General features: G+C 70.6%; 23 protein-coding genes and 2 pseudogenes. 4 read left to right on the forward strand and 21 right to left on the reverse strand.

Annotation, left to right across the window (positions count from 1 at the left end):
- Window positions 1-13 precede the first annotated feature (13 nt).
- Both Q1K26_RS04660 and Q1K26_RS04665 read right to left on the reverse strand, forming a co-directional pair.
- A pseudogene (locus Q1K26_RS04660) lies at window positions 14-139 on the reverse strand (ectoine/hydroxyectoine ABC transporter permease subunit EhuD); the annotation flags it as partial.
- Window positions 140-265: 126 nt separating this feature from the next.
- Window positions 266-400 (reverse strand): annotated as a pseudogene (locus Q1K26_RS04665) (IS5/IS1182 family transposase); the annotation flags it as partial.
- Between the two features lie 545 nt (window positions 401-945).
- Between Q1K26_RS04665 and Q1K26_RS04670 the strand changes: the two are divergent.
- Complete coding sequence (locus tag Q1K26_RS04670; protein WP_300007911.1) at window positions 946-1,152, forward strand: hypothetical protein; 207 nt, start codon at window positions 946-948, stop codon at window positions 1,150-1,152.
- Window positions 1,153-1,296: 144 nt separating this feature from the next.
- Here Q1K26_RS04670 and ehuD read toward each other — a convergent pair whose 3' ends face one another.
- From ehuD to ehuB, 3 genes are read right to left on the reverse strand one after another with little or no spacing between them, the layout of a single operon-like run.
- Entirely contained in the window at window positions 1,297-1,953 is a 657-nt protein-coding gene (gene ehuD / locus Q1K26_RS04675) for an ectoine/hydroxyectoine ABC transporter permease subunit EhuD (RefSeq protein WP_300007912.1), read from the reverse strand.
- Window positions 1,950-2,654, reverse strand: coding sequence for an ectoine/hydroxyectoine ABC transporter permease subunit EhuC (gene ehuC, locus Q1K26_RS04680; RefSeq protein ID WP_300007913.1), 705 nt, complete (start codon window positions 2,652-2,654; stop codon window positions 1,950-1,952). The genes ehuD and ehuC overlap by 4 nt, the downstream gene beginning before the upstream one ends.
- A 12-nt stretch (window positions 2,655-2,666) precedes the next feature.
- Window positions 2,667-3,578: an ectoine/hydroxyectoine ABC transporter substrate-binding protein EhuB gene (gene ehuB, locus Q1K26_RS04685; RefSeq protein ID WP_300007914.1), complete on the reverse strand. Its 912-nt coding sequence runs from the start codon at window positions 3,576-3,578 to the stop codon at window positions 2,667-2,669.
- Window positions 3,579-3,854: 276 nt separating this feature from the next.
- Here ehuB and Q1K26_RS04690 point away from each other — a divergent pair, with 276 nt between their 5' ends.
- Complete coding sequence (locus tag Q1K26_RS04690) at window positions 3,855-4,880, forward strand: hypothetical protein (protein WP_300007915.1); 1,026 nt, start codon at window positions 3,855-3,857, stop codon at window positions 4,878-4,880.
- On the opposite strand, the gene Q1K26_RS04695 is transcribed toward Q1K26_RS04690, so the two are convergent.
- Entirely contained in the window at window positions 4,837-5,634 is a 798-nt protein-coding gene (locus tag Q1K26_RS04695; protein WP_300007916.1) for an ion transporter, read from the reverse strand. The two genes, Q1K26_RS04690 and Q1K26_RS04695, sit on opposite strands and share 44 nt — an antisense overlap.
- 93 nt (window positions 5,635-5,727) lie before the next feature.
- The gene (locus tag Q1K26_RS04700) at window positions 5,728-7,719 is read right to left on the reverse strand and encodes a protein meaA (protein ID WP_300007917.1); all 1,992 of its coding nucleotides are present in this window, start codon (window positions 7,717-7,719) and stop codon (window positions 5,728-5,730) included.
- A gap of 113 nt (window positions 7,720-7,832) precedes the next feature.
- Between Q1K26_RS04700 and Q1K26_RS04705 the strand changes: the two genes are divergently transcribed.
- A complete protein-coding gene (locus Q1K26_RS04705) occupies window positions 7,833-8,162 on the forward strand; it encodes a hypothetical protein (RefSeq protein ID WP_300007918.1) in 330 nt (109 codons plus the stop codon).
- Between the two features lie 25 nt (window positions 8,163-8,187).
- Here the strand turns inward: Q1K26_RS04705 and murA are convergent, their stop codons facing one another.
- Window positions 8,188-9,456, reverse strand: coding sequence for a UDP-N-acetylglucosamine 1-carboxyvinyltransferase (gene murA, locus Q1K26_RS04710; protein WP_300007919.1), 1,269 nt, complete (start codon window positions 9,454-9,456; stop codon window positions 8,188-8,190).
- 116 nt (window positions 9,457-9,572) lie between these two features.
- Between murA and Q1K26_RS04715 the strand changes: the two genes are divergently transcribed.
- Window positions 9,573-10,151, forward strand: coding sequence for a cob(I)yrinic acid a,c-diamide adenosyltransferase (locus Q1K26_RS04715; RefSeq protein WP_300007920.1), 579 nt, complete (start codon window positions 9,573-9,575; stop codon window positions 10,149-10,151).
- 13 nt (window positions 10,152-10,164) lie between these two features.
- Here Q1K26_RS04715 and Q1K26_RS04720 read toward each other — a convergent pair whose 3' ends face one another.
- The 13 genes from Q1K26_RS04720 to Q1K26_RS04780 all read right to left on the reverse strand — a co-directional run bounded on the left by Q1K26_RS04720 (window position 10,165) and on the right by Q1K26_RS04780 (window position 20,272).
- The gene (locus Q1K26_RS04720) at window positions 10,165-10,614 is read right to left on the reverse strand and encodes a DUF2550 domain-containing protein (RefSeq protein ID WP_300007921.1); all 450 of its coding nucleotides are present in this window, start codon (window positions 10,612-10,614) and stop codon (window positions 10,165-10,167) included.
- 9 nt (window positions 10,615-10,623) lie between these two features.
- Complete coding sequence (locus Q1K26_RS04725) at window positions 10,624-11,007, reverse strand: F0F1 ATP synthase subunit epsilon (protein ID WP_300007922.1); 384 nt, start codon at window positions 11,005-11,007, stop codon at window positions 10,624-10,626.
- 5 nt (window positions 11,008-11,012) lie between these two features.
- Window positions 11,013-12,446, reverse strand: coding sequence for a F0F1 ATP synthase subunit beta (gene atpD, locus Q1K26_RS04730; protein ID WP_300007923.1), 1,434 nt, complete (start codon window positions 12,444-12,446; stop codon window positions 11,013-11,015).
- 1 nt (window position 12,447) lies between these two features.
- Window positions 12,448-13,419: a F0F1 ATP synthase subunit gamma gene (locus Q1K26_RS04735; RefSeq protein ID WP_300007924.1), complete on the reverse strand. Its 972-nt coding sequence runs from the start codon at window positions 13,417-13,419 to the stop codon at window positions 12,448-12,450.
- A 10-nt stretch (window positions 13,420-13,429) separates the two neighbouring features.
- Complete coding sequence (gene atpA / locus Q1K26_RS04740; RefSeq protein WP_300007925.1) at window positions 13,430-15,085, reverse strand: F0F1 ATP synthase subunit alpha; 1,656 nt, start codon at window positions 15,083-15,085, stop codon at window positions 13,430-13,432.
- A gap of 75 nt (window positions 15,086-15,160) precedes the next feature.
- On the reverse strand, window positions 15,161-15,991 hold the full coding sequence (locus Q1K26_RS04745; RefSeq protein ID WP_300007926.1) for a F0F1 ATP synthase subunit delta: 831 nt from the start codon (window positions 15,989-15,991) through the stop codon (window positions 15,161-15,163).
- Complete coding sequence (atpF, locus tag Q1K26_RS04750; protein WP_300007927.1) at window positions 15,991-16,521, reverse strand: F0F1 ATP synthase subunit B; 531 nt, start codon at window positions 16,519-16,521, stop codon at window positions 15,991-15,993. Before atpF ends, Q1K26_RS04745 begins: the two co-directional genes overlap by 1 nt.
- Complete coding sequence (locus Q1K26_RS04755; RefSeq protein ID WP_300007928.1) at window positions 16,521-17,087, reverse strand: F0F1 ATP synthase subunit B; 567 nt, start codon at window positions 17,085-17,087, stop codon at window positions 16,521-16,523. The genes atpF and Q1K26_RS04755 overlap by 1 nt, the downstream gene beginning before the upstream one ends.
- Before the next feature lie 10 nt (window positions 17,088-17,097).
- A complete protein-coding gene (gene atpE, locus Q1K26_RS04760; RefSeq protein ID WP_300007929.1) occupies window positions 17,098-17,376 on the reverse strand; it encodes an ATP synthase F0 subunit C in 279 nt (92 codons plus the stop codon).
- Between the two features lie 78 nt (window positions 17,377-17,454).
- On the reverse strand, window positions 17,455-18,189 hold the full coding sequence (gene atpB, locus Q1K26_RS04765; protein WP_300007930.1) for a F0F1 ATP synthase subunit A: 735 nt from the start codon (window positions 18,187-18,189) through the stop codon (window positions 17,455-17,457).
- A gap of 28 nt (window positions 18,190-18,217) precedes the next feature.
- Complete coding sequence (locus tag Q1K26_RS04770; protein ID WP_300007931.1) at window positions 18,218-18,613, reverse strand: hypothetical protein; 396 nt, start codon at window positions 18,611-18,613, stop codon at window positions 18,218-18,220.
- Window positions 18,614-18,629: 16 nt separating this feature from the next.
- The gene (locus Q1K26_RS04775; protein ID WP_300007932.1) at window positions 18,630-18,830 is read right to left on the reverse strand and encodes an AtpZ/AtpI family protein; all 201 of its coding nucleotides are present in this window, start codon (window positions 18,828-18,830) and stop codon (window positions 18,630-18,632) included.
- Between the two features lie 275 nt (window positions 18,831-19,105).
- Window positions 19,106-20,272: an MraY family glycosyltransferase gene (locus Q1K26_RS04780; protein ID WP_300007933.1), complete on the reverse strand. Its 1,167-nt coding sequence runs from the start codon at window positions 20,270-20,272 to the stop codon at window positions 19,106-19,108.
- Window position 20,273: the final 1 nt, after the last annotated feature.

Below are 20,273 nucleotides of genomic sequence, written 5' to 3' on the forward strand. Positions count from 1 at the left end.
CTCGGACAGCTTCTCAGAGGACGCCGACACGGCGCTCCAATCGTCGGACGAGCAGGGATGCGGGGTAGCTGATCGCCAGGAACAGGATCCCGGCCAGGGTGAGCGGCTCGACCAGCCGGAAGGGCTCGGCCCCGACCTCTGCACACATTGCGGACTACGGGCCATGGCCGACCCTGACTGGATCTACACGGTACGGCCGCGAGACGTACCGACCGCTAGCTCCGTGTACTAGCACAGTACTAGCACTGAGCCTTTGCCAACCTGATCATGAGCTGGCGATCATGAGGGTCTGAACTGCAGCAACGAGGGTGCCGGCGCGGGTCGGGCTGGCGCGGATCTTGCGGAGGATCTTCCAGTTCTTCAGCTCGGCGTTGGCCCGTTCGCCCGGGCCGCGCCGGCGGTGTTGACCGCCTTCTGTGTGACCGACAGGCGTCGGCGGCGGCCGGTGTCGGGATCGATGCGGCGGCGCTGCGGGACCCGGACCAACGGGCCGCCGCCCCTGGTAGGCGGTGTCGGCCAGGGTCTGGATCTCGCCGTGGTTGAGTGCGTCGAGTTGATCCAGGCAATCGCCAGTCTACTAGGAGCTTCACCCATGCACGGAGCCGACACGCCGCACAACCGTCACACTCGCTGACGAGGTTGGCAAAGGCTCATTTGCCTGATCGAGCGCTCCCCGCTTCGTGAACAGCTACGCTACCCACCCTCACGCGCATCGATGTCGTCAGTACACTTTCCGCCAAGCCAACCGTACACATCAATGATTCCAGACTAACAGCACCACAATGAAGACCGCACCATCCACGACGTCATAGCTCGCCAGATGTCCTGTCGCGTCCCACCCGCGAGCAACAGAATATGCTGTCGCCGAATTGTGGTAGGGCCCCAGATTGCAGCTGAAAGAGTTTGAATACTCGTAAACGCTGCCGCGAATACAATCCGCACGAAATGGATGAGCACTCGCAGGCTGCACAGCGAATAGACTCCATACAATGGCAAGCAGCATTGCCGTCAGAACTGCCCGTGTTCGCCTCAATGCCATTCCTTCCTCGATTGATGATGGGAAATTTCTCGAAAATACGCTATCATCAGCCAGGCGGTCGAGTCAAGCATTTCCTCACCGAGGACGCTGACTACGGCGAACTGCTCGATTGAGACCCCAAAAATACGAGCGCTATGCGGCACGAGAGGGGGAGATCGGCGGTTCCCGTTACGATTGCTCGCGACTACAGCGCCTTCCCGTGGAGTACGAGGACCTGGCGGTCAAAGGATCACGATTCGATCGACTGCCTTTCAGTCTCACGCGAGGGCGACACGGCGCTCCAACCTCCGCACCATTAGCGCGGCGGGGTAGCTCAGGGCAAGAAACAGCAGGCCGGCCAGCGTGTAGGCCTCGACGTAGCGGAAGGAGATCCCGCCCGCCTCGCGCGCCTGCCCGACTATCTCCAGCACCGAGATGCCGATCAGCAGCGGCGTCTCCTTGAACATCGAGATGACGTAGTTGCCCAGCGCGGGAAGCACCCGCGGGACCGCCTGGGGCAGGATCACGCCGGTCCACATCCGCGACCGCGGTAGGCTCAGCGCCGCCGCGGCCTCCCATTGACCGACGGGCACGGCGTCGATCCCGGCGCGGTAGATGTCGGCGGTGTAGGTGGCGTAGTGCACGCCCAGCGCGATGACGCCAACCGCGAGAGCCGGGAGCAGGATCCCGAAGTCGGGGAGCACGAAGTAGAGGAAGAAGACCTGCACGAGCAGCGGCGTGCTGCGGACGAACTCGACGAACCCGCGCACGACGATCGCGAGCACCCGTGGACCCCGCAGTGCCAGCGCGAATACCAGCCCCAGGCTGAACGCGAGGAGCGAGCCCAGAACTGTGATCTGCAGGGTGAGGACGAGCCCGGCCAGCAGGTCGGGGAGGATGGAGAGCGCGAACCCCCAGTCCCACACGGGGTTCATCCGACACCCGCCGTGCTCAGCGCCCTGCGCGCCACCGGGCCGCGGCCCAGCCGCGCGGCGCCGATCCGCTCCAGCAGCCGCATCACCGCCGTGATCACAAGCGACAGCAGCAGGTAGATCACCAGGACCACGATCCAGATCACGAAGTCCTGCGAACCGAAGTTCGGGATGAGCCGCTGCTGGGTGATGCCGGTGATGTCGAGGATGGAGACGAACGACAGCAATGCCGTGCTCTTGAGCAGCTGGATGAACAGCGTGTTGAACGGCGGCAGCATCTCCACGACCGCCTGGGGCAGGACGACGCGGCGCATCCGCTGCGCGGGCGAGAGCGACAGCGCCACCGCCCCCTCGATCTGCGCGCGCGGCACCGACTGCACTGCCCCGCGCACGATCTCCGCGCCGTACGCCCCGTGGTTGAGCCCGAGCACCAGGATCCCCGCCCAGATCGGCACGATCTGGAACCCGACGAGCAGCGGCAGCGCGAAGAAGACCCAGAACAGCTGCACGACCTCCGAGGTGCCGCGCAGCCCCTCCACGTAGACCCGCGCCACGACGCGCACCGCCCGTGAGCCGGACAGCAGCGCGAGCCCCGCCGCGAACGACAGCACGATCGTCAGCCCGATGCCACCGGCCGTCGCGCCAACCGTCACCGGCAGCCCCTGCAGGATGACCTGCAGGAACAGCCCGAGACCGGCCTCCACGTCAGGCCGTCTTCAGGCCGAGCAGAGCTGCTCGGTGGTGAGCCCCTCGGCCGGCAGGTTGGCCTCGGAGAACCCGAACGGCGAGGCGATCTCCACCCACCGCCCGCTCTCCTGCAGCGCCAGCAGCTCCGCGTCGAAGGCCTCGCGCAGCGCCGTCTCGCCGGTGCGGAACACGAACCCGCCCGCGGAGACGACCGGCTCGCCGTCGACGAGGGGGTCGAAACTCTCGGTGACGTCCACCGGCGCGTCCGGGTTGAGCGTGCCGGTCAGCCAGCGCAGCGAGATGTCGGTGAGCGCGGCGCAGGCGACCCGCCCGTCGGTCACGGCCTGGAGCAGCGCGTTCTGCGAGTCGAACGCCTGGATGTCGGCGACGCCCGCGGTCTCGGCGTAGCCCTGCTCGACCGCGGCGCTGAGCACCGCGATCCCGAGGCCCTGGGCGGCGACGTCCTCGAAGGTCGCGATGCCCGCCGGGTTGCCCGCCGGCACCAGGAACGCGGTCTTCGCCGAGTAGTCGGGCACCGAGAACGCGGCCTGGCCGCACCGCTCGGGCGTGATGTTCATGCCGGCGCAGACCATGTCGTAGTTGCCGGCGTTGAGCGACGGGATGAGCGCGCTGAACTCGGGCACCTGCGTGGCCACGATCTCGCCGATGCCGATCGCGGACAGCACCGCGCGGGCCACCTCCGGCGCCTCGCCGGTGGTCACCCCCTCGGGAGTGGTGAAGCCGTAGGGCTGCTCCCCCGCGATGCCGATCCGGATGCTGCCCGCCGCGCGGGCGGTAGCGAGCGCATCGCTGCCCGGGGCCCCCGGCGGCGGGGTGGCGGCGGTGCAGGCGGAGAGCAGGGCCGGCCCGCCGAGGGCGACCGCCCCGGCGACGGCGGTGCGGCGGAAGAAGTCGCGGCGGCTCCAGGTGCGTTCGGACATGTCCGGAAGTCCCTCCGGTCGGCAGTCGTGGGCGCTTCGAACGTAGGGGAATCGGGCGCGCGCGCCAGTGGTGGCGGCTGGTCCGGACGATCCGTTACCCGACCGCAATCCGCCCTCGGGCGAGCCTGTCCGGTTCACCCGAACAGCGGAGCCGTCGCACGGGTGGGAGGAGTACGCAAGGACAAACTGTCTGCCGCACGGCGAGCCGCCCGCGCCGCGGTAGGCCAGGATCGGAGCATACGCATCGCCGGGCTACCCGTATGGGGCCCCTCCGACATGATCTCCGGCGCCCGGGCCGTACTGGGCTGGACCGAGGACGCGGTCGAGCTCGTCGCCGCCCTTCCGGCCCGCGTCACCACGCTGCTCGACGACGTGGACGCGCTGGTCGGGCGGATCGCCGGGATCGCCGACACGGTGGACACGCTGCTCGGGCGTGCCGACGGGATCGTCACCGACATCGACGAGGTGCTCGCCGGCGCGCGCGGGGCCGTGACCCGCGTGGACACGGTGCTGGTCGACGCCGAGGGCATGGTCCGCCGCGTCGATCCGCTGCTCGCCGAGGTGCGCACCGTCGCCGACGGCGCCGCGGGACTGGTCGCGCACGCGGGCGAGGTCGCCGCCGGGGCCGCGCTGCTGATCACCCGGGCGGACGGGGTCGCGGGCGACGCCGCCACGCTCATCACCCGGGCCGACCGGGTCGCGGGCGACGCCGCCACGCTCATCGACCGCGCCGACGGCGTGGCCGGCGGGGCCGCAGCCCTCATCGACCGCGCCGACGGGGTGGCCGAGGGTGCCGCGCTGCTGATCACCCGCGCCGGCACGGTGGCCGAGGGTGCGGCCGGTCTCGTCAGCCGCGCCGACGGCGTGGCCGGCGACGCGAGCACGCTCGTCGCGAAGGCGGGCGACGTCGCCGAGGAGGCGGGCGGGGTGATCGGGAAGGCCACCTCGGTGGCCGAGCGCGCCGGCACCGTCGTCGACGAGGCACAGCAGGCCAGCCGCGGCGCGTCCGAGCTGCTCGCGCTCTACCAGCCCCTGGCCACGCGGGCCGCCCCGCTCGCGAAGCGGTTCGTCGACGAGCTCTCCGAGGCCGAGGTGGAGGCCGCGATCAAGCTGATCGACCACGTGCCGCAGTTCACCGAGCACATGGAGGCCGACATCATGCCGATCCTGGCCACCCTGGATCGGGTCGGGCCGGACGTGCACGAGCTGCTCGACGTCCTCAAGGACGTGCGGATGGCGATCCAGGGCGTGCCCGGGTTCAGACTCCTGATGCGACGCGGGGAGCGCGAGGAGGAGTCGTAGCGTCCTGCTCGTGCTGCCCGGCCACCACGGCCTCGCGGATCTGCACGGCGTTCTCCTGCACCACCCCGGCCACGAACGCGTCCATCCGCGGGTCGGTGAGCACGTCGACGATCACGCGCATCGTCATGTCCACCACGGTGTGCACGATCTCGTCGTGGAACGGCAGCCGCGCCAGCCGCCCGGCCTGGGGATCCTGCTTCATCTTCTCGGTGACGATGCCGCGCAGCAGCTCCTGGTTCTCGCCGAGCGAGTTCGCGATGTTGCGCGGGAAGTGGCCGGTGCCGATCACCTTGACCACCTCGTCGAGCACCGCCACCGTGATCGGCGTCTTGATCGCCATGACGATCGGCCGCGACAGCCGCTCGACCAGCCGCTGCGTGGCCAGCTCCCCGAACACCCGGTCGGCGGTGCGGGCCAGCCGCACGACGATCACGACGATCCGGATGAGCCGCAGGCTGCGCAGCGCCGGGTGCGCCACCGGGATCATGCCGAGCACCTCGTACCAGCGCCGCACCGGGAACCAGCGCTCCCACCGCGCGTCGCGCCACCGGAACAGGAACTCGACGGCGAAGACGCCGCAGATCGCGGTGTCGATCACGAACACCAGCTGCGCGAACTCCGCGGAGTGCGGGAAGAACGCCACCCACACCAGCAGGGCCACCGACACGATCGCGAGCAGCAGCATCGCGACGTCCACGAGCGGCACGCGGCGGGGGCGGCGGGGCTCGTCGACGGGAACCGCGATCCGGAACATGCGCGGATCGTGCCAGGCAGGGCTCGCACACAGGTCCCGGGGCTCGCACACAGGTCCAGCCCTGTGTGCGGGCCCCCGGAAGTGTGTGCGAGGTCAGACGCCGTGGGCGCGGCGCACCAGCGTCACGATCTCGTCCATCATCTCGGTGAGCTTGTAGTCCTTGGGCGTGAACACCGCGGCCACCCCGCGGTCGCGCAGCGCGCGGGCGTCCTCGGGCGGGATGATCCCGCCGACGATCACCGGCACGTCGTCGGCCCCGGCCTCCCGCAGGCCCTCGACGACGGCGGGCACGACCTCCAGGTGCGAACCCGACAGGATCGACAGCCCGACGACGTGCACGCCCTCCTGCACCGCGGCCGCCACGATCTGCGCGGGCGTGAGCCGGATGCCCTGGTAGATCACCTCGAAGCCGACGTCGCGGGCGCGTACGGCCACCTGCTCGGCACCGTTGGAGTGCCCGTCGAGCCCCGGCTTGCCGACGAGCATCCGCAACCGCGAGCCGATGTCGACCCCCGCCTGCTTGACGCGCTCACGCACCTGGGCGATCTCCACGGCCGCCTCGCCCCCGGAGACCGCCGCCGACACCCCGGTCGGCGCCCGGAACTCCCCGAACACCTCCCGAAGCACCCCCGACCACTCCCCGGTGGTGACGCCGGCCTTGGCGCAGGTGATGGAGGCGTCCATCAGGTTCGTGTCGGTCTTCGCGGCGTCGCGCAGGGCGTTCAGCGCGGACTCGACCGCCCCGGCGTCGCGCTGGGCGCGCCACTCCCGGATCGCGGAGATCGCCGCGGCCTCGGTGGCCGGGTCGATCGCCTCGATCGCGGCGGCTCCCTCGGCCTGCAGCGGCGACGGCTCTGTGGTGTCGAACCTGTTCACCCCGACGACGACGTGCTCGCCCGACTCCATCCGCCGGCGCCGTTCCGAGAGCGACGAGACGAGCTGGCCCTTCATGTACCCGGACTCGACGGCCGCGACGGCGCCGCCCATCTCCTGCACGCGGTCGATCTCCGCCCGCGCGCCCTCGACCAGCTCCTTCACCTTCGCCTCGACGACGACGGAGCCGGTGAACAGGTCCTCGTACTCCAGCAGGTCGGTCTCGTAGGCCAGCACCTGCTGCATGCGCAGCGCCCACTGCTGGTCCCACGGTCGCGGCAGGCCCAGCGCCTCGTTCCAGGCGGGCAGCTGCACGGCGCGGGCCCGGGCGTCGCGCGACAGCGTGACGGCCAGCATCTCCAGCACGATGCGCTGCACGTTGTTCTCGGGCTGCGCCTCGGTGAGCCCCAGCGAGTTGACCTGCACGCCGTAGCGCAGGCGACGCTGCTTGGGGTTCTCGATCCCGTAGCGCTCCTTCGTGATCTCGTCCCAGAGCTGGGAGAAGGCGCGCATCTTGCACATCTCCTCGACGAAGCGCAGCCCGGCGTTGACGAAGAAGGAGATGCGCGCGACGACGTCGCCGAACTTCTCCGGCGGCACCTGTCCGGAGTCGCGCACCGAGTCGAGCACCGCGATCGCGGTGGACAGCGCGTAGGCCAGCTCCTGCGCGGGCGTGGCCCCGGCCTCCTGCAGGTGGTAGCTGCAGATGTTGATCGGGTTCCACTTCGGGATCTCGGCCACCGACCAGGCCACCATGTCGGTGATCAGGCGCATGCTCGGCGCGGGCGGGAACACGTAGGTGCCCCGCGAGAGGTACTCCTTGACGATGTCGTTCTGCGTGGTCCCGGCGAGCGTCGCGCGGGGGGCCTCGTGCTCGTCGGCGACGGCGACGTAGAGGGCCAGCAGGTACATCGCGGGCGCGTTGATCGTCATCGAGGTGTTGGCCTCGGCCATCGGGATGCCCTCGAACAGCGTGCGCATGTCGCCGATGTGACTGACCGGCACGCCGACCTTGCCCACCTCGCCCTTCGCGAGCTCGTCGTCGGGGTCGTACCCGGTCTGCGTCGGCAGGTCGAACGCGACCGAGAGCCCGGTCTGGCCCTTCGCGAGGTTCCGCCGGTAGAGCGCGTTGGACTTCTCCGCCGAGGAGTGGCCCGCGTAGGTGCGGATCACCCAGGGTCGGTCGCGCTCACGGTCGGTCGGGTACGGCACCGGACACCTCCGCCATCGTGGATCACCGGATCCTACTGGCGCGTACGCCTCGGTCCCGGCCCGCGGGGTGACCGTCACATGCGCGGATCGATCCAGCACGCGATGATGTCCGGATGACCGACCCGGGGACCCGCGTCCTGGCGATCCTCGGCGTCGTGGCCATGCTGGGCATCCTGGTGCTGCTCCTGCGCTGGACCTTCGCCACCGGTCGCGACCAACCCGGTCTCCGCCTCACCGACCCGGACGACCCCACCGGCCTCGGCCTGCTGGAGGAGGTGTCCCGGGTCCCGACCGAGGCCGCCGCCCACGTCCTGCGCTCGCGCCTGCACGCCGCAGGCGTCCGGGCCACCGTGGCCCGGGGACCCGACCTCTACCGCATCCTGGTGTTCCCGGCCGATCTGGGCACCGCCAAGCTGGTCCTGCGCGGCAGCGCGCCCGAATGACCCACAGGTGCGGGCCCCGCCGAGCTCAGCGCGCGGGCTCGGCCGGCACGCGGGTCACCTCGGCGCCCAGGCGCTGCAGGTTCTCCACGAACCGCGGGTAGCCGCGATCGATGTGCTCGACGTCCCACACCTGTGTCCGGCCCTCCGCGCACAGCCCGGCCAGCACGAGCCCCGCCCCGGCCCGGATGTCGCTGGCCCACACCGGCGCGCTGGAGAGCCGCTCGATCCCGCGGACGACGGCGTGGTGGCCGTCGGTGCGGGCGTCGGCGCCGAGCCTGATCATCTCGTCGACGAACCGGAACCGCGCCTCGAACACGTTCTCCGTGATCATCGACGTGCCCTCGGCCACAGCCGAGAGCGCGATCGCCATCGGCTGCAGGTCGGTGGCGAACCCGGGATAGGGCAGCGTCACGAAGTCGACGGCCTGCGGGCGTCCGTCCATGACGATCCGGAACCCGTCGGCCTCGATGTCCGTGGTGGCTCCGGCGCTGCGCAGCTTGTCGAGCACGAGGTCGAGATGGTGCGGGTCGACGCCCCGCACGGTCACCTCGCCGCGGGTCATCGCCGCGGCGAACGCCCAGGTGGCGCCGACGATCCGGTCGCCGATCACGCGGTGCGTGGTGGGGGTCATGCCGGTCACCCCGTGCACGGTGAGCGTCGAGCTGCCCACACCGTCGATCTTGGCGCCCATCTGCTGCAGCATCAGGCAGAGGTCGACGATCTCCGGTTCGCGCGCGGCGTTGTCGATGACGGTGACCCCGTCGGCGAGCACCGCGGCCATCAGGATGTTCTCCGTGGCCCCGACGCTCGGGAAGTCCAGCCAGATCTGCGCGCCGTGCAGGTCCCGGGCGCTGGCGACGACCCGCCCGTGGGCGATCTCGGTGGTCGCGCCCAGCTTGCGCAGCCCCGCCTGGTGCATGTCGAGGGGCCGTGAGCCGATCGCGTCGCCACCGGGCAGCGGGACGACCGCGCGCCGGCAGCGGGCCACGAGCGGGCCCAGCACGCACACCGAGGCCCGCAGCTTCGAGACCGAGCGGTAGTCGGCCTCCGCGCTCGGCTCCGCGGGCACCTCGATCGTGACGGTGCCGCCGTCGACGGCCACGGCGCAGCCCAGGCTGCGCAGCACGTCGGCCATCAGCGGGACGTCGAGGATCTCCGGGCAGTTCGTGAGGGTCGTCGTGCCCTCGGCGAGCAGCGCCGCCGCCATCAGCTTCAGGACGCTGTTCTTCGCCCCGACCACGTCGACCGCGCCCACCAGGCGCGCGCCGCCGTCCACCGCGAAATGCTCAGCCACGAGCGACGACGCTATCCCCACGCACATCGACGTCGGCGCCGGAGGGTCCCGACCACTCCGTCCCCCACCCGGGCCTCCCACGGCGGCCCGTCCCGTCCCCGTCTAGATTCGGCCGCATGGCCGTTCACCTGACCAGGATCTACACGAAGACCGGCGACGACGGCACCACGGCACTGGGGGACTTCAGCCGCGTGCCCAAGACGCACGTGCGGCTCGCGGCCTACGCCGACACCGACGAGGCCAACGCCGCGGTCGGCGTCGCCGTCACGGTCGGGGGGCTCACCGAGGCCGTGCTGGTGCCGCTCGCGCAGATCCAGAACGACCTGTTCGACGTGGGCGCGGACCTCTGCTCACCGATCGTCGAGGATCCGGAGTACCCGCCGCTGCGCGTCACCGAGGACTACGTGACGCGCCTGGAGGGCTGGTGCGACGAGTTCAACGAGGACCTGCCCAAGCTCGCCTCGTTCATCCTGCCCGGCGGCACCCCCGGCGCGGCCTACCTGCACGTCGCCCGCACGGTCACCCGGCGCGCCGAACGGTCGGTGTGGGCGCTGCTGGAGACCGATGCCGAGCGCACCAACCCGCTCACGGCGCGGTACCTGAACCGGCTGTCGGACCTGCTGTTCATCCTGGGCCGGGTCGCGAACCCCGGCGGCGACGTGCTGTGGCGGCCGGGGGGCCCGCAGGCCGGCTGAGACCGGTCGCTCCTCAGGACGCCTGCCGGTACCCGCCCCGCCCCGGCGGGGCGGCCTCCAGCCAGGCCAGGAAGCCGGTGAGGACGCCGGGGGCCATCGCCAGCTCGATGTCGATGCCGTGGCTGCGACACAGCAGCACGGCCGACGCGGCGGGCATCACGTAGGTCTCGGCGTCCGCGGGCGCCCGCCGGTCGAGGATCTCGAGCCCGTCGCGGTCCAGGGACACCGAGACGCCGGGACGCAGGGAGGTGAGCCGGTGCCACGCGAGCCGGTCGCCCTCGTAGCGGGCGACGCCGGCGTGCCATCCCGCCGACGCGTCGCGGGGGGCGGAGACGCCTGCGGGGCGGCGGCGCAGACTCACGTCCACTCCGCCGCCCCGCATGAGGCGTACTCGCCGAAAGGCGAGGTATGCAAGACAGAGGCAGGCGATCAGCAGGACGATGCCGAGCGCCGTGGCCACCATCGTCGGAGGCTACTCGCCCACGCCCGCGGCTCTGAGCCGCGCCTGGGCACGGGCCATCGCGGCCGCGCCCTCGGGTTCGGAGGCGTCGGCCCGGTCGCGGGCGGCCTGCGCGCGCGACACGTCGATCTCCGTGGAGACCTCGGCGGACTCCGCCAGGATCGTCACGCCGTCGGGCGTGATGTGCAGGAAGCCGCCGTGCACCGCCACCGTGGTGGAGTCCCCGTCGACGCCGTCGATCCGCACGACACCCGCCTCCTCCAGCTGCGCCAGCGTGGGCTCGTGACCCGGCAGCACGCCGATCTCACCGACGGTGGTGCGGGCGAGGACGAACGTGGCCTCACCGGACCAGATCTTGCGCTCGACCGCGACCAGGTCGACCGTCATGTCCGCCATACCGGTCAGCCCTCGAGCTTCTTGCGGTTGCGCTCGAGGTCCTCGAGGCCGCCGCAGAGGAAGAACGCCTGCTCGGGGACGTCGTCGAACTCACCCTTGGCGATCTTGTCGAAGGACTCGATCGTCTCCTTGAGCGGCACCGTCGATCCCGGCTGCCCGGTGAACTGCTCGGCCACCAGCAGGTTCTGCGACAGGAAGCGCTCGATGCGGCGGGCCCGGCCCACGAGCTGGCGGTCCTCCTCGGAGAGCTCGTCGATACCGAGGATCGCGATGATGTCCTGCAGGTCCTGGTACTTCTGCAGGATCCGCTTGACCTCGTTGGCCACCCGGAAGTGGTCGTTGCCCACGTACTGCGGGTCGAGGATCCGCGACGTGGACGTCAGCGGGTCCACCGCCGGGTAGATGCCCTTCTGCGAGATGGGGCGGGAGAGCTCCGTCGTCGCGTCCAGGTGGGCGAACGTGGTGGCCGGCGCCGGATCGGTGTAGTCGTCGGCGGGCACGTAGATCGCCTGCATCGAGGTGATCGACCGGCCGCGCGTGGAGGTGATCCGCTCCTGCAGCTCGCCCATCTCGTCGGCCAGGGTGGGCTGGTAACCCACCGCGGACGGCATCCGGCCGAGCAGCGTGGAGACCTCGGACCCGGCCTGGGTGAACCGGAAGATGTTGTCGATGAACAGCAGCACGTCCTGGTTGAGCTCGTCCCGGAAGTACTCCGCCATCGTCAGCGCCGAGAGCGCGACGCGCATACGCGTGCCGGGCGGCTCGTCCATCTGACCGAACACCAGTGCGGTGTTCGCGATGACGCCGCTCTCGGTCATCTCCGTGATGAGGTCGTTGCCCTCGCGGGTGCGCTCGCCGACACCGGCGAACACCGAGGTGCCACCGAAGTTCTGGGCGACGCGCTGGATCATCTCCTGGATCAGCACCGTCTTGCCGACGCCGGCCCCGCCGAACAGGCCGATCTTGCCGCCGACCACGTACGGCGTCATGAGGTCGAGCACCTTGATGCCGGTCTCCAGCATCTCGGTCTTGCCCTCGAGCTGGTCGAACGCGGGGGCCTTGCGGTGGATGCCCCACAGGTCGCCGGTGATCTCCAGGTCGGGCTTGTCCAGGCACTCGCCCAGCGTGTTGAACACGTGGCCCTTGACCTGCTCGCCCACGGGCACCGAGATCGGCCGGCCGAGGTCGGTGACCTGCTGGCCACGGACCACCCCGTCGGTGGGCTGCATCGAGATCGTGCGGACGAGGTTGTCGCCGAGGTGCTGCGCGATCTCCAGCGTCAGCGTCTTGGCGAGGTCACCGAAGGCCACCTCGAGCGTCAACGCGCTGTAGAGCTCGGGAACCTGGTTGCGGGGGAACTCGACGTCGACGACCGGGCCGGTGACCCGGACGACCCGGCCGGTCCTGGTCGTGGTGTCGTGATCAGCGGTGGCGGTCATCTCAGCTCTCACTTCCTGTGGTCACGAGAGCGTCGGCGCCACCGACGATCTCACTGATCTCCTGGGTGATCTGCGCCTGACGCGCCTGGTTGCTCTGCAGGGTCAGGCTACGGATCAGGTCGTTCGCGTTGTCGGTGGCGGCCTTCATGGCCCGCTGCCGGTTGGCCGACTCCGAGGCCGCCGACTCCAGCAGCGCCGCGAACAGCCGGGCGCCGATGTACTTGGGCAGCAGCGCGTCGAACAGCGTCTCGGCGTCGGGTTCGAACTCGTAGAGCGCCTTCACCTCGGTGGACGTCTCGGCGGTCTCGGGCTCACCCTCGACGTACTCGACCTCCATCGGCGCCATCCGCCGCGCCTGCGGGGTCTGGGTGACCATGTTCTTGAACTGCGTGTAGACCAGGTGCAGCTCGTCGACGGCCTCGACGCCGTCGGTCTGCGCTCCCGCGGCCTCGGCCGCCTCCTCGTCGTCACGTCCCCCGGCCCCGGCCATGAACGCGGCGACCAGCACGCGGGCCGCCTCGGCGGCGTCGGCGTAGGTGGGCTGCTCGGAGAACCCGGTCCAGGACGCCGCGACCGGCCGCTTGCGGAAGCGGTAGTAGCTCACGCCCTTGCGGCCGATGACGTAGAGCACCGGCTCCTTGCCCTGCTCGCGCAGCAGCGACTGCAGCTGCTCCGCCTCGCGCAGGACGTTGGCGTTGTAGCCGCCCGCCTGACCGCGGTCACTGGTGACGACCAGCACCGCGGCCCGCCTGGGCTCCTCCCGCTCGACGAGCAGCGGGTGGTCCAGCGCCGAGTTGTTCGCCAGCTCGGTGAGCATGGACGTCATCTGCTCGGCGTAGGGCTTGGCCTCCTCCACCCGGGCCCGCGCCTTGACGATGCGGGAGGTGGCGATGAGCTCCATCGCTCTGGTGATCTTCTTGATGGACTGCGTCGACTTGATCCGCCGCCGCAGCACGCGAATCTGTGCCGCCATGGGGTGCCGCCTACTTCTTCGCGCCGGACGGCTTGGCCCTGTTGACCTTCACCGTCTCCTGGTCGACCTCGTCGGCTTCGAGGGCGTCGGCCTCGCGCTCCTTCGGCACCACCGACGAGCCGTCGCTGGTCTCGAAGCCACGCTTGAACTCGGCGGTGACCTGGGTGAGCCGCTCGATGTTCTCGTCGGTCAGCTTGCCGCTGTCGCGGATCTCGTCGAGCGCACCCGCGTGGTTGCGGCGCAGGTTGTCGAGGAACTCCGACTCGAAACGGCGGATGTCGGCGACGGGCACCGAGTCGAGCTGCCCCGAGGTGCCCAGCCACAGGCCGACCACCTGCTCCTCGACGGCCTGGGGCTGGAACTGCCCCTGCTTGAGCAGCTCCACGAGCCGACCACCACGGCCCAGCGCCCGCGCCGACGCGTCGTCGAGGTCGGAGCCGAACGCGGCGAAGGCCTCCAGCTCGCGGTACTGCGAGAGGTCCAGCCGCAGCGATCCCGACACCGTCTTCATCGCCTTGACCTGCGCGGAGCCGCCCACCCGGGAGACCGAGATGCCGACGTTGATCGCGGGACGGACGCCCTGGTTGAACAGGTCGGACTCCAGGAACACCTGGCCGTCGGTGATCGAGATGACGTTGGTGGGGATGTAGGCCGACACGTCGTTGGCCTTGGTCTCGATGATCGGCAGGCCGGTCATCGAGCCGCCGCCGCGCTCGTCGGACAGCTTCGCGCAGCGCTCCAGCAGGCGGGAGTGCAGGTAGAACACGTCGCCGGGGTAGGCCTCGCGGCCCGGCGGGCGGCGCAGCAGCAGCGAGATGGCGCGGTAGGCCTCGGCCTGCTTGGACAGGTCGTCGAACACGATCAGGACGTGCTTGCCCTGGTACATCCAGTGCTGGCCCAGGGCCGAGCCGGTGTAGGGAGCGAGCCACTTGAAGCCGGCCGGGTCGTTGGCGGGCGACGCGACGATCGTCGTGTACTCCAGCGCGCCCGCGTCCTCCAGGGACTGCCGGATGCCCGCGATCGTGGAGCCCTTCTGACCGATGGCGACGTAGATGCAGCGGACCTGCTTGCGCTCGTCGCCGCTGGCCCAGTTGTCCTTCTGGTTGATGATCGTGTCGACGCAGACGGCCGTCTTGCCGGTCTTGCGGTCGCCGATGATCAGCTGCCGCTGACCGCGCCCGATCGGCGTCATGGCGTCGATGGCCTTGATGCCGGTCTGCAGCGGCTCGCTGACGCTCTGCCGGTCGATCACCGACGCGGCCTGCAGCTCGAGGACGCGCTGCTCCTCCGCCTCGATGTCGCCGAGGCCGTCGAGCGGCGCGCCCAGCGGGTCGATCACCCGACCGAGGAACTTGTCGCCGACCGGGACCGAGAGGATGTTGCCGGTGCGCTTGACCTGCTGCCCCTCCTCGATGCCTGCGTAGTCGCCGAGGACGACCGCACCGATCTCGCGCTGGTCGAGGTTGAGGGCGACGCCGAGCACGCCGCCCTCGAACTCGAGCAGTTCGTTGGTCATGCACGAGGGCAGGCCCTCGACGTGGGCGATGCCGTCGGCGGTGTCGGCGACGGTGCCGACCTCCTCGCGGGAGGTGTCGGTGTCCAGCGACGAGACGTAGCTGGAGATCGCGCTCCGGATCTCCTCCGAGGAGATCGTCAGCTCTGTCATGGCGTTCTCTGGTTCCTTCTGGTCGAGGACGTTCTGCGCGAACGGTCTGGGCGAACGGTCTGGGCGAGGACCGGGTCAGCCCGGCAGCTTGCGGCGGGCGGCGGCGAGCTTTCCGGACACGCTGCCGTCGATCAGGTCGCCGCCGACCCGGACGACGAGGCCACCGAGCAGATCGGGATCGAACTCGACCTGCAACGAGATCGGCCGACCGAACAGCCTGGTCATCGAGTCGGTGAGCCGCTGCTCCTGCTGCCCGGTGAGGCGTACGGGGGTCCGGACGTGGGCCACGTAGCGGTCTCGGCGGGCGGCCGCGAGCTCGGAGAGCTCCTCGGCCGCCAGGTCCAGGCTGCGACCGCGCGGCGTGCGGACCGTCTGCTCCAGCAGCGTGGCCGTGACCGGCGCGACCTTCCCGCCGAGCACGTCACGGAGCAGCGCCACCCGCTTGTCGGCGGGGGTGTTCGGGTCGACCAGCAACGAACCGAGCTCGGCCTCGCGGTCGAGGATCCGGCCGAAGCGGAACAGCTGGTCCTCGACCTCGTCGAGGGTGCCGTCCTTCTCGGCGACGCCCAGCGTGGCGCGTCGGGCCAGCGTCTCGATCGCCTCGACCAGGTCGGGCGAGGCCGACCAGCGGGCCGACACGAGATCGGAGACGACGTCGAGCGCCGGGCGACCGATCTTGCCCTCGAGCAGGCGGTCGGCGAGCCCGGAGCGGGAGGCCGCCGGGACCGCCGGATCGGCGAGGTGCCGACGCAGCGAGACGTCACCGGTGACCAGCCGCAGCACGGCGAACAGGTCGTCGCCCAGCCGGGCGAGGTCACCGCCCGACGCGCCGTCGACGTGGGCGTCGAGCCGCGTACCGGCCTCGGCCAGCGAGTCGCGGCTGGACGCGTGCATCGTGAGTGCCATCAGCTCGCTCCTCCCCCGGTGGGAGCGGACTCCCGTGTCCCGGCGCGGTCACTGCTCGGCATCCGGTCGAGCTCGTCGAGCAGCCGGTCGACGCTCGCCGACCTCGACTGCTCGTCGGAGAGAGAATCGGCGACGATCTGCTCGGCCAGCTGCATCGAGAGCATGCCGATCTCGGCCCGCAGCCCGCGGACGATCTGGTCGCGCTGGGCCACCAGCTGCTCCTCGCCGCGCTGGCGGATCCGATCGGACTCGCGCTCGGCCTGCTCGCGCAGCTCCTCGCGGATCCGGTGGGAGTCGGCCCGGGCGTCGTCGCGGATCCGGGCGGCCTGCTCGCGCGACTCGGCCACGGCCGATTCGAGGCGCTGCTCGGCCTCGGCCAGCCTGCGCGCCGCCTCCTCGCTCTCCTCGACCTGCTTCTGCACCGCATCCTGGCGCTGCTCCAGCATGCGCTTGAGCAGCGGCCAGATGTAGCGGTAGAGCAGCGCCGCGACGACCACGAACGCGAAGATCTCGGCAATGAGGACAGCCATCAGTCGGTCCCTCCACCCTTGTTCCCGGCCGGCGACGACTCGAGGTCGGCGAGGAAACGCTCGACCGTGGGGCCGCTGCGGTCCGCATCCGACGCAATGCCCCCGGTGATCCGCGCGGCCAGCTCGGTGGAGAGCCCACCGATCTCGCCGCGCAGCCGGCGCACGGCCTCCTCGCGGTGCGTGGCCAGCTGCTCCTCGCCCTGTGCACGCATCCGGTCGACCTCGCGGTCGGCCTGCTCGCGCAGCTCCTCGCGGACCTTCGCGGCGTCGGCCCGGGCCTCGTCGCGGATCCTGGTCGCCTCGGCACGGGCCTCGGCGAGCGCCGCCTCGTAACGCTCACGTGCCTGCTCGAGCTTCCGAACCGACTCGTCGCGGTCCTTCGCCTGCTGTCGGATCATCTCCTCGCGCTCGGCCATCGAGCGCGACAGCGGGGGCACGATCCAGCGGTAGAAGACGAAGAACACGATCACGAACAGCAGCAGCTCGACGACGATCGTGGCGTTGGGCACCAGGAAGTTCTCGCTCGCGCCACCACCCTCGGCGGCCAGTACAACCGTCGTCGTCATGATCTACCTCTCAGCCCGCGCCGGTGACGAACACGAACAGCGCCATGAAGGCCAGGTTGATGAAGTACATGCCCTCCACCAGGCCGATGATCAGGAACATCGTGGTGTTGAGCCGACCGGCCGCCTCGGGCTGGCGCGCCACACCGTTGATCACCGCGGCGCCGGCCAGGCCGTCGCCGATCGCCGCACCGATCGCGCCGCCTGCCAGCGCGATACCGCCGCCGACCATCGCCAGGCCCAGGGTCGGGTCGCCCCCGCCGGCCTGCGCCAGGACGTAGGTTGCACTCATGGTTCTCCTCGTTCTTCCTCGTGCCGTGCGCGGGGGCGCGGCACGCGTGATTGTTGGGGGAGCAAGGGCCAGCGCCTGCTAGTGCGCTGCCCCTTCTTCATTGCCCACCGCTTCGCTGAAGTAGATGATGGTGAGCAGCGTGAAGATCAGTGCCTGCAGCAGGCCGATGAACAGCTCGAAGGACTTCCAGACCGCGGTCGGCGCCCACAGGATGTAGGCGGGCATCAGGGCGATCAGCGAGATCATGATCCCACCGGCGAAGATGTTGCCCCACAGCCGCAGCGCGAGCGACGCGGGCCGAGCGATGTACTGGGTGATGACCTCGATCGGCGCCAGCGCCAGGTAGGGCTCCTTGAGGTGCCCGAAGTAGGCCCTCGCGCCCCGCCGCCTGATCCCCGCCACGTTCACCCAGATGATCACGAGCAGCGCCATCGGGTAGACCAGGTTCACGTCCGCCGTCGGGGGCAGCACCCCCACCGCGTGACCGGGGATCTGGGTGACCAGGTTCGAGACCAGGATGAACGCGAAGAGCGCGACCGAGAGCGCGACGACACCCCGCGGCGCCCGCAGTCCCATGCCCTCGCGGACCTGGCCCTGCACCCAGCCGGTCAGCGCCTCGAACACCAGCTGCAGCTTGCTCGGCCGGCCCTTGGTCGCGCCCCGGGCCATGTACAGGCCCACCCCGCACACCACCGCACCGGCGAACACGGTGGCGAGGATCGTGTCGATGTTGAGGGTGACGCCCAGCAGCTCCACCGTCGTGTGCGCGCCCGGCTGGATCCCGCCTTCCGCGGCGAGGACCGTGGTGGTCATCCCGGAACCCATCATCCCGAAACCCTCATCATTTCTGTCGGATCTCCTTGATCAGCGGCAGCATCGAGCTGACGATCCCGACGAACTGGAACACGACCAGCCCCCCGAAGACGGCGACGCCGGCCGGTCGGAACAGCAGGGCACAGACGAACGCGAGCACGGTGATCACCGCGAGGCGACCGAGCACGGACGCGGAGAACTGCCCCTTGGACGGTGTGTCCGCCGCGAACCGCGCCACGGACCGGACGGTGAGGTAGGAGTTCAGGACGCCGAGCGCGAGACCGAGGACGCCGAAGAGGCCGTACATGCCCAGGCCCGCCGGGACCAGCACGGCCAGTCCGAGCACGGCGGCGACGGCGGCCCCGATGGCCGACCGCCGGAACGTCGCCCGCGTGACGGGCGGGACGTAGGGCGTCGCGGTCACGATGGCTGTCTCTCGCTCACATGAACCTCTGGAACAGTTTGTAGGTGTACAGGCAGGCCGCGACCACCCCGAGGAGCAGACCGACCATGGCGAACACGGGGAAGGTCCCCATCGGCAGGTCGGCCAACCAACCCAGACCGAATCCCGCCACCAGGCAGAGTGCCAGCGTCATGCCCATCGAGAGCAGATCACCGAGACCCGGACCCGGACCGCTCATGGCTCAGTCGTCCGGTGAGGGGTCGCCGCCCGCTCGGCGCGACCACCGCCGGGTTGGACCGCTCACGAACACTCCTCCATCGTCATCGGCCCGGTGACTCGTCCTGCTCTCCCAGCAGGGTCGATCTGACCGGCAAGCACGGTGGACTTCCGCCGTTGACGGCGACGCTATCACAGCGTAACGGGCTCCCCGCGCCTGCCCTGACCTGCGGCGGGACACTGTCGGCCAGGTCACTCCGGGCCGTCGCGCGACAGCGCCACGACCACCGCTTCCGATCATGTCGGCCCCCGGCCGGGCGCGGCTCGTCGCATCTTCGGCACGGCCGAGCCGAGCACGGCCAGCACCAGGCCGACCCCCACCACCCCCAGGACGACGAACGGGTCGTCGATCAACGCCAGTGCCACGGCGCCGAACGCCAGCACCCCCGCCCACAGGTAGATCAGCAGCACCGCGCGGCGCTGGCTGTGGCCGATCTCCAGCAGGCGGTGGTGCAGGTGCATCTTGTCGGGCGAGAACGGGCTCACCCCCGCGCGGGTGCGGCGCACGACCGCCATCAGCAGGTCCAGCACCGGCACGAACACGACGGCGGCCAGCACGATCAGCGGCGCGAACAGTCCGAGCAGGTCACCCGGGGTCGAGCCGAACGCCGGGAGCTTGCCCGACGCACTGGTCGTGGCGGCGGCCAGCAGCAAGCCGATCAGCATCGAGCCCGAGTCACCCATGAAGATCCGGGCCGGGTTGAAGTTGTGCGGCAGGAAGCCCAGGCACGCGCCCAGCAGCACGGCCGCGACGAGCGCCGGCACGAACACCGACGGATCCTGCCCGAAGCGCAGCACCAGCCCGAGGGCGAAGAGCCCGACCGCGCCCGCGGCGATCGCCCCGACCCCGGCCGCCAGCCCGTCGAGGCCGTCGACGAAGTTCATGGCGTTGACGAGCGCGACGGTCACCAGCACCGTCAGTAGGACGCCCAGCTCCCGGCCCAGGCTCACCGGGGAGCCGCCGAAGAACACGTCGGGGATGACGATCCACTGGGTGCCCGACAGCGCGAGCACGCCCGCCGCGGTGACCTGCCCGGCGAGCTTGGTGAAGGCGTCGAGGTCGTAGCGGTCGTCCAGCGCACCGACGACCACGAGGATCACCGCCGCGCCGAGCACGCCGAGCACCTCGCCGGAGTAGTCGAACGCCAGGCGCAGCGCCGGGAGCTGGTAGGCCATCAGCACGCCGACGAGCACGCCGCCGAGCATCGCGATGCCGCCCCAGCGCGGCGTCGGGGTGACGTGCACGTCGCGCCCGCGCGGCCAGGCCACCGCCCCGAGCCGGAGCGCCAGCAACCGGACCGGCCCGACCAGCAGGAACGTGACGACCGCGGCCGTGAAGCCGGCGAGCATGTACTCCTTGATGGGCAGGATCTGCGACGGCAGGACCTGCACCTGGGAGAACATG

The sequence above is a fragment of the Pseudonocardia sp. genome, assembly GCF_029263155.1.
GTDB lineage: Bacteria > Actinomycetota > Actinomycetes > Mycobacteriales > Pseudonocardiaceae > Pseudonocardia.

Excerpts from the sequence above, each read along its gene's own strand:
- Q1K26_RS04670 (WP_300007911.1), top strand. The coding sequence starts at position 946 with ATGGATGAGCACTCGCAGGCTGCACAGCGAATAGACTCCATACAATGG.
- ehuD (WP_300007912.1), bottom strand. The coding sequence starts at position 1,953 with ATGAACCCCGTGTGGGACTGGGGGTTCGCGCTCTCCATCCTCCCCGAC.
- ehuB (WP_300007914.1), bottom strand. The coding sequence starts at position 3,578 with ATGTCCGAACGCACCTGGAGCCGCCGCGACTTCTTCCGCCGCACCGCC.
- Q1K26_RS04690 (WP_300007915.1), top strand. The coding sequence starts at position 3,855 with ATGATCTCCGGCGCCCGGGCCGTACTGGGCTGGACCGAGGACGCGGTC.
- Q1K26_RS04695 (WP_300007916.1), bottom strand. The coding sequence starts at position 5,634 with ATGTTCCGGATCGCGGTTCCCGTCGACGAGCCCCGCCGCCCCCGCCGC.
- Q1K26_RS04705 (WP_300007918.1), top strand. The coding sequence starts at position 7,833 with ATGACCGACCCGGGGACCCGCGTCCTGGCGATCCTCGGCGTCGTGGCC.
- Q1K26_RS04715 (WP_300007920.1), top strand. The coding sequence starts at position 9,573 with ATGGCCGTTCACCTGACCAGGATCTACACGAAGACCGGCGACGACGGC.
- Q1K26_RS04720 (WP_300007921.1), bottom strand. The coding sequence starts at position 10,614 with ATGGTGGCCACGGCGCTCGGCATCGTCCTGCTGATCGCCTGCCTCTGT.
- Q1K26_RS04725 (WP_300007922.1), bottom strand. The coding sequence starts at position 11,007 with ATGGCGGACATGACGGTCGACCTGGTCGCGGTCGAGCGCAAGATCTGG.
- atpD (WP_300007923.1), bottom strand. The coding sequence starts at position 12,446 with ATGACCGCCACCGCTGATCACGACACCACGACCAGGACCGGCCGGGTC.
- Q1K26_RS04735 (WP_300007924.1), bottom strand. The coding sequence starts at position 13,419 with ATGGCGGCACAGATTCGCGTGCTGCGGCGGCGGATCAAGTCGACGCAG.
- atpA (WP_300007925.1), bottom strand. The coding sequence starts at position 15,085 with ATGACAGAGCTGACGATCTCCTCGGAGGAGATCCGGAGCGCGATCTCC.
- Q1K26_RS04745 (WP_300007926.1), bottom strand. The coding sequence starts at position 15,991 with ATGGCACTCACGATGCACGCGTCCAGCCGCGACTCGCTGGCCGAGGCC.
- atpF (WP_300007927.1), bottom strand. The coding sequence starts at position 16,521 with ATGGCTGTCCTCATTGCCGAGATCTTCGCGTTCGTGGTCGTCGCGGCG.
- Q1K26_RS04755 (WP_300007928.1), bottom strand. The coding sequence starts at position 17,087 with ATGACGACGACGGTTGTACTGGCCGCCGAGGGTGGTGGCGCGAGCGAG.
- atpE (WP_300007929.1), bottom strand. The coding sequence starts at position 17,376 with ATGAGTGCAACCTACGTCCTGGCGCAGGCCGGCGGGGGCGACCCGACC.
- atpB (WP_300007930.1), bottom strand. The coding sequence starts at position 18,189 with ATGACCACCACGGTCCTCGCCGCGGAAGGCGGGATCCAGCCGGGCGCG.
- Q1K26_RS04775 (WP_300007932.1), bottom strand. The coding sequence starts at position 18,830 with ATGAGCGGTCCGGGTCCGGGTCTCGGTGATCTGCTCTCGATGGGCATG.
- Q1K26_RS04780 (WP_300007933.1), bottom strand. The coding sequence starts at position 20,272 with ATGTTCTCCCAGGTGCAGGTCCTGCCGTCGCAGATCCTGCCCATCAAG.